At 35.0% G+C, this 13,849-nt stretch carries 10 protein-coding genes; 1 reads left to right on the forward strand and 9 read right to left on the reverse strand.

Annotated elements, in window-relative coordinates:
• Window positions 1–4: 4 nt before the first annotated feature.
• The 6 genes from GJU43_RS16655 to GJU43_RS16680 all read right to left on the reverse strand — a co-directional run bounded on the left by GJU43_RS16655 (window position 5) and on the right by GJU43_RS16680 (window position 10,140).
• Complete coding sequence (locus GJU43_RS16655) at window positions 5–1,279, reverse strand: DUF2851 family protein (RefSeq protein WP_154342062.1); 1,275 nt, start codon at window positions 1,277–1,279, stop codon at window positions 5–7.
• 77 nt (window positions 1,280–1,356) lie between these two features.
• Window positions 1,357–1,839 (reverse strand): 3'-5' exonuclease, encoded by a 483-nt coding sequence (locus GJU43_RS16660; protein WP_154342064.1) that lies wholly within the window; start codon window positions 1,837–1,839, stop codon window positions 1,357–1,359.
• An 84-nt stretch (window positions 1,840–1,923) separates the two neighbouring features.
• On the reverse strand, window positions 1,924–3,285 hold the full coding sequence (locus tag GJU43_RS16665; RefSeq protein WP_154342066.1) for a pyridoxal-phosphate dependent enzyme: 1,362 nt from the start codon (window positions 3,283–3,285) through the stop codon (window positions 1,924–1,926).
• 48 nt (window positions 3,286–3,333) lie between these two features.
• Window positions 3,334–5,304, reverse strand: a complete 1,971-nt coding sequence (locus GJU43_RS16670; protein ID WP_154342068.1) for a putative porin — start codon at window positions 5,302–5,304, stop codon at window positions 3,334–3,336.
• Window positions 5,305–5,557: 253 nt separating this feature from the next.
• Window positions 5,558–6,991, reverse strand: a complete 1,434-nt coding sequence (locus GJU43_RS16675) for a RagB/SusD family nutrient uptake outer membrane protein (RefSeq protein WP_154342070.1) — start codon at window positions 6,989–6,991, stop codon at window positions 5,558–5,560.
• Window positions 6,992–7,002: 11 nt separating this feature from the next.
• A complete protein-coding gene (locus GJU43_RS16680) occupies window positions 7,003–10,140 on the reverse strand; it encodes a TonB-dependent receptor (RefSeq protein ID WP_154342072.1) in 3,138 nt (1,045 codons plus the stop codon).
• 359 nt (window positions 10,141–10,499) lie between these two features.
• On the opposite strand from GJU43_RS16680, the gene GJU43_RS16685 reads away from it, so the two are divergent.
• A complete protein-coding gene (locus tag GJU43_RS16685; RefSeq protein WP_154342074.1) occupies window positions 10,500–11,159 on the forward strand; it encodes a ribonuclease HII in 660 nt (219 codons plus the stop codon).
• A 48-nt stretch (window positions 11,160–11,207) separates the two neighbouring features.
• Here the strand turns inward: GJU43_RS16685 and GJU43_RS16690 are convergent, their stop codons facing one another.
• From GJU43_RS16690 to GJU43_RS16700, 3 genes are all read right to left on the reverse strand, one after another.
• Complete coding sequence (locus GJU43_RS16690) at window positions 11,208–12,059, reverse strand: nuclear transport factor 2 family protein (RefSeq protein ID WP_154342076.1); 852 nt, start codon at window positions 12,057–12,059, stop codon at window positions 11,208–11,210.
• A 155-nt stretch (window positions 12,060–12,214) separates the two neighbouring features.
• Window positions 12,215–12,811 (reverse strand): NAD(P)H-dependent oxidoreductase, encoded by a 597-nt coding sequence (locus GJU43_RS16695; protein WP_154342078.1) that lies wholly within the window; start codon window positions 12,809–12,811, stop codon window positions 12,215–12,217.
• A gap of 141 nt (window positions 12,812–12,952) precedes the next feature.
• Complete coding sequence (locus tag GJU43_RS16700; protein WP_154342080.1) at window positions 12,953–13,792, reverse strand: SDR family NAD(P)-dependent oxidoreductase; 840 nt, start codon at window positions 13,790–13,792, stop codon at window positions 12,953–12,955.
• Between the last annotated feature and the right edge of the window lie 57 nt (window positions 13,793–13,849).

A 13,849-nucleotide genomic window follows, 5' to 3' on the forward strand; every position in this document is an offset into this window, starting at 1 on the left:
ATAATTAGTTATTGTTCTTTAATAATTCCATTCCAATGGCGCATTTGAGACAAGCTTTTTGATTGCAGTATTCATTTTTGAGCTGCAATAAGACTTGTGTATCAAAAGCATTTTTTGAAATTAATCCGACAGCTGCAAACTTATCAATAATGGAGTTTTTCTCCGGAGCTACTTCTTTCATAAAATCAATCAAATCTTCAAAAATTAGTTCTCCCCTTTTTTCAGCATAAGCAAATTGAAGCGGAATTATAGTATTGAGAATTATTAAATCTATAAATGCTTTTGATAATATTTTTGGTTTTTTACGGCTTTCTTTGTCAAACTGATAATGATTCTGCCAGTAGGATCCCGCTGAAACGGTAAGCAATTCATAGACTTTTTCAACTGATTTTAATTCGACTATCTCAGAAAATAAATTTTGATGTTTATGGTATAAAGCTGCCAATTGAGAAAGTCTGATTGTTGGAAAATTATCCGGCCGGTGTTTAAAAAATTCAAGCGGATCTGTATAAGTCTTTGCCAACTGATATTTATTGAGGAGATAAAAGTACCTGATCTTTAAGTCTGTAAAATAAACGTCTTCTTTTTCCGCATCTAATAATCCTGAACTGCCAAAAAGTAAGGCTTCCAGATTTTCAGCTTCAAAACTTTCTTTTCTGATGATTGAAAAAGGAATAGATTGGGTTATTTGCAAAAAAGTATTCCCATTTGTATTTAAACCAAAATTCTTCGCCAGCAAACAAAATAAAACGGCTTCCCAATCCTGTTTTGTTTCTTCCAGTAAATTAAAAATGAATTTTGATTTGCGTTCTAACCGTTCAAAAAAGAGACGTTCCTGCAAGTTTTTAAAAACAAACGAATCGATTTGGGCAATATTTTTTTCACAAGCTATCCATGATTTTGGTGTCATTAACAAATTGTAATTGTGAATTATGTCGGACGAAATGTAATCCTTCAAAACCAAAACAGGGATCTCCGTATTGTTTTGCCTGAAAATCTCTGTGTCATGTTCCCAGACTACATGCAAAATTACATTTTCATAAGCTACATCCCTTTCATGACCGTGTATGTACCAATCGGATGACTTTAAATGAATTTCGACATTTCCTGCCCATTTCTGGTTCCCAATTATTACTTGAGCATTAAAAAAATCAGGTCCCGAAGACTCCAAATAGTCTCCGGATCTGATAATTGTGAGGGGTTCGTTTTGAGTCGTCTTTAAATTTAGCGTTTCAAACTTTTTAAACTTCCACAAATAATGGAGAAAGTCTTCTTTCATTTTTAAACTTTTATATTAATTCCTAAAGTTTAAAAATAAATAAAATAATATTAATCTTACAAAGATATTTATTTAAATTATTTCAACAGATATAATTTAGCACAAGCACGCGCATCAGAAAGGGCTTCGTGGTGGTTCAGCTTAATATTCATTTCGCGACAGCAATCACTGAGCTTGGTTGGTTTTAAACCCTTTGCTTTGTAAATTTTGACTGTACATTCCCATTTTTCGGCAATATTTAAATCTTCATACAGCAAGCCATGAAGTGCCATTGATTTCATTAAGACATTACGATCAAAGCTCTCGTTATGGGCGACTACAACTTTGTTTCTTAATCTTTTTTCGATCTCCGGATAGACCTGCAGAAATGACTTTGCATTTACAGTATCACTCGGATAAATTCCATGTACGCGAATCGTGAAGGGATTGTATTCATTATTGGGTGGCTTTATTAAGGTCACAAACTCATCTGTAATGATTCCGTTTTCTACGGTAACAATTCCAACAGAACAGGGATTGTAGGCGGTTGCCGTTTCAAAATCTATGGCTGCAAAATTCATATTGTTTTTGTTTTAAGCTAAAAAAAATCCATAAATCTAATTTTCAGGATTAGATTTATGGATTACTAATTTAGGAACTGGATCTTATTTTATAGATCCAATAATATCATATTTAGTTATAATATGGTGATTGCCGTTTTCGAGTTCAATCAGTACAGCATCATTTTCTTTGGTAAATAATTTGGAAACTTCTTCAATTGGCGTTCCCATTTTAACAATAGGGAAAGGCTTGCCCATTACTTCTTTGATTGGTTTTTCGGCTACATTTTTATCCGCAACATAACTTCTGAACAAATCTGTTTCATCAACAGAACCTACAAATCCGTTAATATCTACCACAGGAATTTGCGAGATTTTATACTTACGCATACGCTCTATGGCATGTGAAACCAATTCTTCGGTACGAACCACAATTAGTTCCTTATCGATATGATCTTTGATTACATCTTCTGCTTTTGTTACATTTTCTTCCAAAAAGCCACGCTCGCGCATCCAGTCGTCATTGAACATTTTACCCACATAACGGCTTCCTGAATCGTGAAAAAGAACTACCACTACATCTTCAGGCTTAAAGTGTTCTTTAAGCTGTAATAAGCCTTTAATACAGGCTCCGGCAGAATTCCCCACAAAAATAGCTTCTTCAAGTGCAATTTTTCTGGTATAAACCGCTGCATCTTTATCGGTTACTTTTGTAAACCCATCGATTAAAGAAAAGTCAACATTTTTAGGCAGAATATCTTCCCCGATTCCTTCGGTTATATACGAGTAGATTTCGTTTTCATCAAAAATTCCGGTTTCGTGGTATTTTTTAAAAACGGAACCATAGGTATCAATTCCCCAAATTTTAATGTTTGGATTTTTCTCTTTTAAGTATCTTCCAACTCCTGAAATCGTTCCTCCTGTTCCGACTCCTACAACAAAATGAGTAATTTTCCCATCGGTCTGTTTCCAGATTTCAGGTCCCGTTTGCTCATAATGTGCCAAAGAATTAGACATATTATCGTATTGGTTTACATACCATGAATTTGGTGTTTCTAAAGCCAGACGCTTTGAAACGGAGTAATAAGAGCGTGGATCTGTGGGCTCAACATCTGTAGGACATACTACGACTTTTGCCCCAACAGCACGAAGAATATCCATTTTTTCTTTCGACTGCTTATCTGAAATTACACAGATTAATTTATATCCTTTGATAATGGCTACAAGCGCCAGTCCCATCCCTGTATTTCCCGAAGTACCTTCAATAATAGTTCCTCCCGGTTGTAAACGTCCATCTGCCTCAGCATCTTCAATCATCTTTACGGCCATTCTGTCTTTTACAGAATTTCCAGGATTAAAAGTTTCGACTTTTGCCAATACCAACGCATCAATTTCAGCAACAATTTTGTTGAGTTTTACTAATGGCGTATTACCAATTGTTTCTAAAATATTTTTTGAAAAGTCCATTTTATCTAAATTTAATATTTGGTTTAAAATTCAAACAGATCCCGTTTTTTATTGGAAGAAATTCCAAACTAAACCAAATCGGATGGTAAAATCACGATATGGATTATCAGGAGCTGAGTAATAATTATTCGGAGCAAAAGCAGCATTAAAGTGTTCCGCTTTTAAATAGAATCTGGTCTGACGAATTCTGGCATTCACAAAGAAATCGAAGTTGGCATAATTTCCAATTTTCTTATCATTCTGAACAAAAAATTCCCCGACAACCGGATTATAAGAATTACCATAGTACTCGGTAAAATAATTCAATGTGATTCCGGTCTGAATGTATAATGCTTTCTTAAAAAAGTGACTTGAATAATAAAATGTATTTCTGGTGACAAAATCAGGAACATTCAAAATTAAATCCGACTGATCTACTTTTTGGTATAAAAGGGTATTGTCTAATGCAAATCGTCCAAATTTAAACTCACGGCTAGCTTTTAAAGACAAATAATTGATCGCATTACCATATTGGGCCGGATTTACAATTTGTGTCTGAGCAGCGATCTCTGCAGCATTTGAAACATCTTCAAAATACAAATGATCTTTTAAAACTGAATATTGAACTTCAGCATTTAACCAGGGAGTAAAAACATTGGCGCTAATTGAATTTATTTTTTCATTTTTAAAGTCATTCGACCAGTTGTATTTTATAAAACTACTTTGATATAAGTTGTAATTATTGTTAGGCAGTTTATTAATGTTCTGATATCTGAAATCAAATTTAATTTTATCATTTAAAGTATACCTTAATTTCGCGTCTAAATCAGACAGTGACTGATTGGTGATGGATCTTGAATATAAAAACCGACCTTTCCATTTATTTTTCTCATATTCATATTGCCCACCCACATTGTTAATCTGCCTGTACAGATTATTAGGAATGGCAACAAGTCCGTTTAGATCCAGTATGACCCTGTTGTATTCATAGTTCGATCTGTAATCGTCTATAAAGAAATTGAATTTTCCTAAAAGTGAGTTCTCATAGGCCAGACCTGCTTTGTTGTATAATTTCTCAAAATGCGTCTGATCGTTTATTCCACTTGTTACATACGAATTTCCAAACCGGTTTACAGACTGGTTATCTACGGTAGAAGTAACAGTGGCCTGATTGTATTCGTAAAATTTGTTTTCATAATTGAACTGATGTGTCACGTACAAATTATTGTTTCCTTCTTTTGGATTAATCCTGAAAGCATGATCAAAAAACAAACGTCTTCCTTTTAAAAAGGATTTGGCATCTGTTAAATACACCTGTAATCGCTGGCGATTGTTGAAATTCTTATCGCCACTTTCGAAATCTTCGGGTGTTGTTATCCCGCCATTTTCTTCGTTTAAGATATCCTGATAGGTGTAATGTGCTTTTAAGACATATCTTTTATCAGTGGTAAAATAACTTGTCGTAAACCTGAAATTCCCTGTACTTGCCAACTGATTGATGTAATCTCCTTCTGAGCGCAACCCTCTGTAAGCGATAGAAAAATTAAGGTTTTTTGAAGTATTTAATGTAATAAAAGAATCTACGTTTTGCCCTTTATTGATTGTCGTATTAAAAAACAGTTCTGTAAAAGGGGTTGCTGCAGAGTAATACGGAATCTGATTTGCTTCGAGAAAATTAAAATGCTTTCCTTTAAAACCCAGTTCAGGATAAGGTGAGAATTCAGTTAAGCTATATTGTAACGTATTATAGGTCTGTCCGATATTCGAAAAGGGCAAAAGTCCGAAATTATCCTTTCTGAGGTAATTTTGTTTGTAAGCACTTTTTAATGTTAATGAAGTATCTGCATAAGTGGTATCATGCTCCAGCGTAATAATCTGATATTGATCGATGGTCGCAATTTTAGCTTTTTTCTTTTTTACGGTGTCGGTGATACTTGAATATTTTGTATTCATATCCAAATTGCTTTTAGAAGTATTTTTTTCCTGGGAAAATAATACCGCAGGCACTACTAATAGATATAAAAAAAAGAATATTCTCATGTGATCACTTTATATATAATTATTTCGGCAAAAATTTACGAAGCAAAGGTAAAAGATAAAAACGTATAAAAAAACATATTATAAGTTTGCAACGTAAAGATAGCAGAGAAAAACCAACACTACTAAAGGAAACGACAGACAAGGGTGAAATATTTTGAAAATCCTCTGAAAGAAATCTAAATCAGGTATTGTCAAAAAAAAACTGAGCCTGAAATAAATCAGGCCCAGCTTTTAAAAAATTTTATACTATTACTTATCTGTTTGCATTTACAGCATCCTCGATAAATGGGTTAGAGTCAATTTCAGCCTGAGGAATTTTTAAGAAAAATTTCTTATCATCAGCTGTTAAATTAGCAGCAGCTCCAATTCTGTGGTTACCCGTTCTGGTAATCCCTCTTCTTAAACGTTTTGCATCAAACCACTCTACACCATTTTCAGCATAAAGTTCTTTTCTTCTTTCTACCAAAATCTCTTCTATCAGAGCAGCTCCGGTATTAGTCGATTTAACAGCATTTACATCTCTGTCTTGTTGTAACGTGTAAAGCAAATCATGTGCTCCGGTAAAGTCATTTAATCTTGCTTTTGCTTCCGCTTCAATCAAAATCATTTCTGGAGTTCTGAAAATAGCGTTATCGCCTTCAAAAGTAAAAGTAAATTTACGAGTGATCCAATATCTGTAATCGTTAAGATTTGTTATAGAAGCACTCTTTTTCTGAAAATAACCTCTAACATCCGTTGGAGAGAACAAAGCTACAAAATCTCTGTTGATATAAGTAGCAGAATAAGATGTAGTCAGGTGATCTGTCATAGAAGCCGGTGCATTATAATAGTAGTTCGACTGATCTGATCTTTGTGCACTACCCCAAATCCATTCTATATTTTCGATATCATCAAATCCGGAACGGTAGCTTGCTGCATCTAATACTGCTTCAGGATCACCTCCATAAGCCGCTTTAGCTGCTGCTTCTGCACCTGCCCAGTTCCCCATTACCTGATACACCTGAGCTAACATTGCGTTTGCAACTGCTTTATTAATGTACGATTTACCTAAACGGTCATCCGTTAAACCGGCCACAGCTTTTGTCAAATCATCTACAATAAGCTTATACACTTCTCCAACTGTAGACATTGGGTGTCCTTCTTTAGAAGTAACTGTATAAATAGGCGGTGCCGGAAAATTTACATCTGCCGAATAAGTAGGACAGAAATCCAGAACTAACTGGTGGTAGAAAAAAGCTCTCAAAGCGTAACCGTTAGCAGCTAATTCTATTTTATCGGCCGGAGCCAGCGCAGTACTTTCTTCAACACCAGCAATTAAAACATTTGCCTGATTGATCATGTAGAAACAATAGTTCCAAGTAAACGTTGTTCTTCTGTATGTTGGCTCACGATTGTCATTGGCATAGTCAAAGGTAAACCAGGTATTTTCCTGAATTAAATCATTTCCTTTCACACTACGTGCAAAAAAGATAGAGTTAAGCCCTGCAGCATCGGTACTTGTATACTGACCTCTAAATTGTCTAATAATTCCCGAGATAAAAGCCTCAACACCTTCTCTTGAGCCAAAAACCACATCCTCACTAACACCCGATGTTGGTTTGGGTTCCTCAAGAAATTCCTGACTACACCCCACCATTATAAACAATGCCATTACGGCAATGAAAATTTTTGAAATTAAAGTTTTCATATATATATCTTTTAAAATTCTAAATTAAGGCCAAAAGAAATTACTCTTAAATTGTAGGATCTGCTATTTGTAGCTCCATTAAAATCTTGTTCAGGATCAATTCCTTTATGAGATTGGAAGGTCACCAAATTATCGCCCTGAAAATACAATCTTAATTTAGTAAGTTTTACTTTTTCAATTAATGTTGTTGGAAAGTTATATCCAAAGTTTAATGCTTTAAGCCTAACATAATCATTTTTATACAAGAAACGAGTCGATTGACTGTTAAAATCATTATTAGAAGCCAGCAACAAAGGAACATCTGTAACATCCCCGGGCTTTTGCCAACGGTTTTCAATATCTGTAGATACTGCTCTACCGGAAGATTTATATCCTTCCATTAATCCCGCATAGGTACTATCGTATACATATGATCCAAAACTAAAGTTGAACAAAATGTTCATATCAATATTTTTGTATCTGAAATAGTTGGTAAAACCACCTGTCACATCCGGTAAAGATGTTTTATCTGAATAATATCTTGTAGCCTGAGCATATGTTTTGGTAGTCTCTCTTGCCCCTGTTGGTTTCCCATCTGCTCCTAATACATCTTTATACCACATTCCATAACCTGTTGCCGGATCTACACCTGCCCATTCCTGTATGTAAAAGTCAAATAAAGATCTACCAACTTCCCATCTTTTATTTCCATTAGTAAAACTTGACTGCGTCAATTCAGCAATTTCGTTTTTAGCAAAAGAGAAATTCAAACTGGTTGTCCAAACAAAGTTTGGTGTATTAAAGTTTTTGGAACTTAATGAAAATTCCCATCCGTAATTTCTAAGAGCTCCAACATTAGTTACAACACCATTAGGATAACCTGTTGAATTTGTCAAAGGTTTTCTATAAATTAAATCCACAGATTTTTTGTTGTAATAATCAACAGTACCAGTTATTCTGTTATTAAACAAACCGAAATCTACCCCTATGTCAGTAGAAGCCGTTTTCTCCCATGAAAGAAATGGATCTACAGCATCACCCAGAACAACTCCGGAATTGTCTCCTTCATTATATCCTGTCTCAAATAATTGTTTCGTAGGGAAATAGGTATCTCCATTAACGTCTTGAGTTTTATTATTACCTAATTCTCCATAAGAGGCTCTTAGTTTTAATTCGCTCAGTATTGAATTATCTTTTAAGAAGTTTTCTTCAGATACTAACCATGATCCTCCTACTGAATAAAAATTACCCCATCTTTCCCCTTGCTCAAATCTGGACGAACCGTCACTTCTGTAAGATCCTTCAACAAAATATTTTTCTTTGTAGTTATAAGCCAAACGTGCCAAATAACTTGAGATTCTCTCTTCGTTTATGGTTCCCGATACATCGGTAGGGTTTGTTCTTCCACTTAGCCAGGTAACACCCGGTAAAAATTTCTCTCCCTGAGCCCCGAACGCATCAATTTTAAATTTATACGCTTCCTGAAGTACATCTGCAGAGAAGTTGTGATCTCCAAAAGATTTCTTGTAATTCAAACTATTCGTTACAGTAGTAGCGGTTGTAATATCTCTGTCCTGAGTAATTCTACCTCCAACACTTGAAGCATAACCCACCTCGTTACTGGCATAATTATAAGAATCATATAAATATTTATCATAAGCAAAATTTGTTTTAAAAGTTAAATCTTTCGCCAATGTAAATTCCGCGTAAGCATTTGCTGTATAATTATCACGCTTATACGATATTTTGTATTTATATAACGAACCGTAAGCATTCTCATTGTTCAATTGTGGTCTTGTTCCATTTACAGCCTGACCCGGTACTCCTCCTCCGTAGTCAAAAATAGGTTGTCCCTTACCATCAGTAACTAAATCACCATTACCATCTCTTCTGTATACCGGATAAATGGATGGGATTGTGTAAATCCACTGAATAGCACTTTGAAAACTTGAACCACTTTGTGAAGGGAAATTCTGATTAGAAGTAGAGTAAAACATCGTACCACCAATTTTAAACCAGTCATTTACTTTTGAATCAAGACTTAAACGTGTTGTAATACGTTCGAATTTTGAAGTCTTAACATTTCCTTCCTGACCCAAATAATTAGATGTAAAGAAATACTTCGTATTATCACTACCTCCGGAAACAGATATTGTATGTTCTTTTCTAACGGCAGCATCATTTAAGATTTCCTTTTCCCAATTAGTGTCCCATTTTTTAGTAGTCGTAACCAAATTTCCATTGGCATCCACAGGCTGAGCTACTGTGTATGGATTATATCCTAATCTGGAAACTAATGCGTTTGATGCATTTGTACCTGCAAGTGCCGGAGCCTGATTATTAACATATTGGTTGGTATTTCTTAAAGCCTCCCAATTTAGTTTAACGTACTCATCTGAACCTACCATATTATGCAAGTTAACCGCATTGTCAGCAAAACCAACTTGTGTGGTAAAACTAACTCTTGGTGCAGAATTCAATTTTCCTCTTTTTGTAGTAATCAAAATTACTCCATTTGATGCTCTTGAACCGTATAACGCTGTTGAAGAGGCATCTTTTAAAACAGTGATTGTTTCAATTTGGTCAGAACTGATGGTATTTAAGTTACCTCCAAAAGGAGCTCCGTCTAATACGATCAAAGGTTCATTAGAACCATTAATAGAACCTACACCTCTAATACGGATAACCGGATTTTCTCCTGGCATACCACCCGCTGAAATAATGTTAACACCCGATACACTACCCTGTAAAGCAGTCAAAACACTTGAAGTTTGCTGCGTTTGTAGTACTTCTGAACCTATTGTAGAGATCGAACCAACAACTGCTTTTGCTTTTTGTTTACCGTAAGCAACAACTACTACTTCATCTAATGTTTTTTGAGATTCACGTAATGTAACATTTAATGTAGACGCTGTTCCCACTGTAGCGGTTAAATCCAACATACCTACGTAAGAGAACACAAGAACGTCCCCTGTTTTTGCTTTAATAGAATAACTTCCGTCGAAATCTGTTTGAGCACTGGTTTTTGCTCCTTTGACAACAACGTTTACTCCTGGAATAACTCCTGCATCACCAGAAACGACTCCGGTAATAACTCGTTCTTGTGCAAAAGAAAACTGCACAGACAACACTACTAAGAGTGTAAAGATCCATTGTAATTTTAATTTCATTTGAATTTATTTTGAATTAGTATCTAGCAAACTTCTTAATTATTTCTTAAAATAACAAACATTTTCTACTGTTAAAGTTATTTTTTTTTAATGTAAGCTTAACACTTGATTGATAATTACTGTTTTTTCTCCCCTAAACATGTGTTATTCATAAAAAAAGTCCAAAAAAAATATATTTTTTATACAAACAAATTTAACAGATTTTAACACCAAAGCCTCTTAATTATTTAAGTCCAAAAAAAAGAAACTACATTTTACAAAAAACTCAAAATACAGGCACCTTTTTAAAATATTGACAAAAACAACACTGTTTTAAAAAGTATTCTGATATTTGTCATCGTAATCACTCCATCAAAGTTATGCTTGAAAGAAATTTCTCAGGATTCATTTTTGAAACCGGCACCGATGAAGCCGGAAGAGGCTGTTTGGCAGGTCCGGTAACTGCCGCGGCCGTCATTTTACCACCCGATTTTAGCAATGAATTCTTAAATGACAGCAAACAATTGTCTGAAAAAGCCAGAGAAAAATTAAAACCCATTATCGAAGAACATGCCGTTTGTTTTGCTGTCACGCATTTGCATCCAAACGAAATTGATGAAATTAATATTCTGAACGCTTCTATGAAAGGAATGCAGGAATCTATCCTGAAGCTTAATCAGGTTCCTGAATTTATTATTGTGGATGGTAATCGGGCCTTAAATGCAAAATTAGGTTTGAAAAATACTTTCGGAAAACAATTTTCGGCCATCGAAATAGAATTATTAAAATCTATTCCAAGCCAGAGTATCATCAAAGGGGATTCTAAATTCCTGAGTATTGCTGCCGCCTCTGTTCTGGCAAAAACCTACCGTGACGAATACATGGATCGGATTCACGAAGAATTCCCGATGTATAACTGGAAAAAGAACAAAGGATATCCGACCAAAGAACATCGTGAAGCAATTAAAAAATACGGCCCGACCCAATACCATCGAATGAGCTTCAGGCTTCTTACGGAACAACTGAGTTTAGACCTGTAAAACAAAAGACTTATCCATTGGATAAGTCTTTTGTTTCTACAGTATTTATTATTTTTTACTTTTCAGAAATTCGGCAAATTGTTTTGTATCATAATAAAAGGGCCTGATTGTGGTAATTTTTCCGTTTTTCAAATCAAAATGCTCGGAAACAGGCATTGAAAGCGTTTTACCTGATTTTTTCGCTTTGGCCTTTATGGTAAAATAAATAATTACTTCGTTTTTTGAAGCGTCACTAAAATAAAGAGGCTCCTTATCTATCTGCAATTCAAAAAATTCAGCTGATTTTGCATACATTTTAGTCCATTCTTCAAAACCTGTAAAAGTTCCTCCGTATGGCAATCCTTCTGCCTGATAATAAATGGCACCTGGCTCAATTAAGCTGGCCATGGTTGTAAAATCCCTGGTTTTAAAGAGGCTTTCATAATATTGCGCAACCACTTTCAAATTTTCAGTTTCAATATTTTTTAAAATATCAGCTTCCGACAAAGTAGCTTCAGGGTTCCAGAAACCGATAATCTTACTCACCTGACCTTTGCCGTTTAACCTGGCAAAATCACGACCCGACATTATAAGTTTATTTTTTGAATCCAGAATTTTCCAGTCCCAGGTTACATAATTGTCTTTTACCACCTTTGCACCAGATGTCAATACTGCATCAGGATATTTTTTATAAAATTCATTTATCACATTATTCAATGCAACGGTTCCTTTTATAGAAGCCGAAGGATCCTCAAAAGTACTGTCGTCCAGCCAGATTGTTTTGATTACTTTTAACCTTGCATCACTATTGCGCTCTTGCCATACTTTTTCATAAACCACAATCGGATTTAATTTATCTTTCTTTTGAGCAAAAAGACCATTCAGCATAAAAAGGAAATAAAGGAAGTAGATTTTTCTCATAAGTCATTAATTTATATTCCGTTAAAATTGCTATTAAAAGCATACAACCAAATTTAATATAAAAACATTACAAAAAGAACAACACTTCTATAATTTGTCACCCATGTAAAACTCCGGTTCCTGAAAAAATACTTTTTATATTTTCTAAGCTCGCTTTATATCACAGAAACTTCATCGTTTAGTTTAAAAGACATCTCAAGCTGATTTTTCCAATCTTCGATAGCTTCAGCGGAAGCCCTGTCAGCTTTATCAAAATAAAAATGCTGCTGAATTTCAAAACCGCAATACTTAAAAATTCCGGTATCTGAAGTCAGGGCCAAAGCTTTATCCATGCCCATTGCTTCATATTCCGCATTAGATTTTCCGTGTGAATTTACAATAATTGCTTTTTTTCCTGTAAACAAACCTTTTTGAATTCCCTGATCGTACCGATAGGCAAATCCGTAACTAAAAACACGATCAATATACCCTTTCATAATAGCCGGCATTCCGGTCCACCAAATCGGGTAAACAAAAATAATGCGGTCTGCCCATGCAATAAAATCCTGCTCTTTTTTTACTTCATCAGCCACTTTTCCCATTCGTTGTCCACTCATATCATTTAAAGAAAGAACCGGATTAAAACTGATTTCATACAAATCACGAACCTCAATTTCCTGATTTGATTCCTGAAGAGTTTCTATAATAGTTTGTTTAAAAAAATGATTTAAACTGCCTGAATTGGGATGCGCATAAATGATTAAATTTTTCATGTTTTTATGTTTTAAAGATTAACAGGACAAATGTAAAACGCAGCTTTCAGGAACAATTGTAAGAAAACGAAATGCTGAAATCATCTCAAACAAAAAAATCCCTGTCGAAGTGATCAGGGATTTTTTTGAAATTTTAATGTATTAAAAGTTTGTTGCAATTGTCATCGCTTTCCAGGCTTCTAAGTCTGCTTCGACCTCTTCAATTTTGGCATTTGCCATATTGTAGGCATCCTCCCCTAAAAACAAATGTAATGGCGGATTTTGTTCCTTACTGATCTGAATTAAAGCTTCAACCGCTTTCTCAGGATCTCCGGGCTGATTTCCATTGATTTCATTTTGATGTGCCAATACAGACTGACGTGCTTCTTCATAATCCGCAATCGGATTTTTAGGCAGCCCCATAGAATCCGCAGACAAGAAACTGGTTCTGAAGTAACCCGGATAAACCAACGTTACCTTTACTCCGAAAGCTTTGGCCTCAGCTTGTAAACCTTCTGTCAGACCCGATACGGCAAATTTAGTTGAACAATAAATCCCCCAGCCCGGAAAACCTCCGTGATATCCTCCAATGGAAGAAATATTGAAGAAATGTCCCGATCTGTTTGCCCTGAAATGAGGCATTGTGTTGCGGATCACATTGAGCAAACCGAAAACATTTACATCAAAATTTCGTCTTGATTCCTCGTCTGAAAGTTCTTCCAGCGTACCAATCTGTCCATAACCGGCATTGTTTACCACAACATCTATGGTTTTAAAATGGCTAATGGTTTTGGCAACTGCATCCTGAACACTGGTTTCCGTTACAAGATCCATTTCTAAAGGTAAAAACTGATCTGATGGTGCACTAACTTCTTTAATTAATGAATTGATATCTCTTGAAGTTGCAGCAACATTATACCCTTGTGCTAATAGTTTCTGAACCAAGATTAAACCCAACCCTTTTGAGGCTCCTGTTACAAACCATACTTTTTTAGTTTCCATAATTTATATTGTTTTAATGACAAGACAAAATTAGGCCGGAAGTACAGTTCAGAGATA

It is taken from the genome of Flavobacterium sp. LC2016-23, assembly GCF_009674775.1.
Lineage (GTDB): Bacteria > Bacteroidota > Bacteroidia > Flavobacteriales > Flavobacteriaceae > Flavobacterium.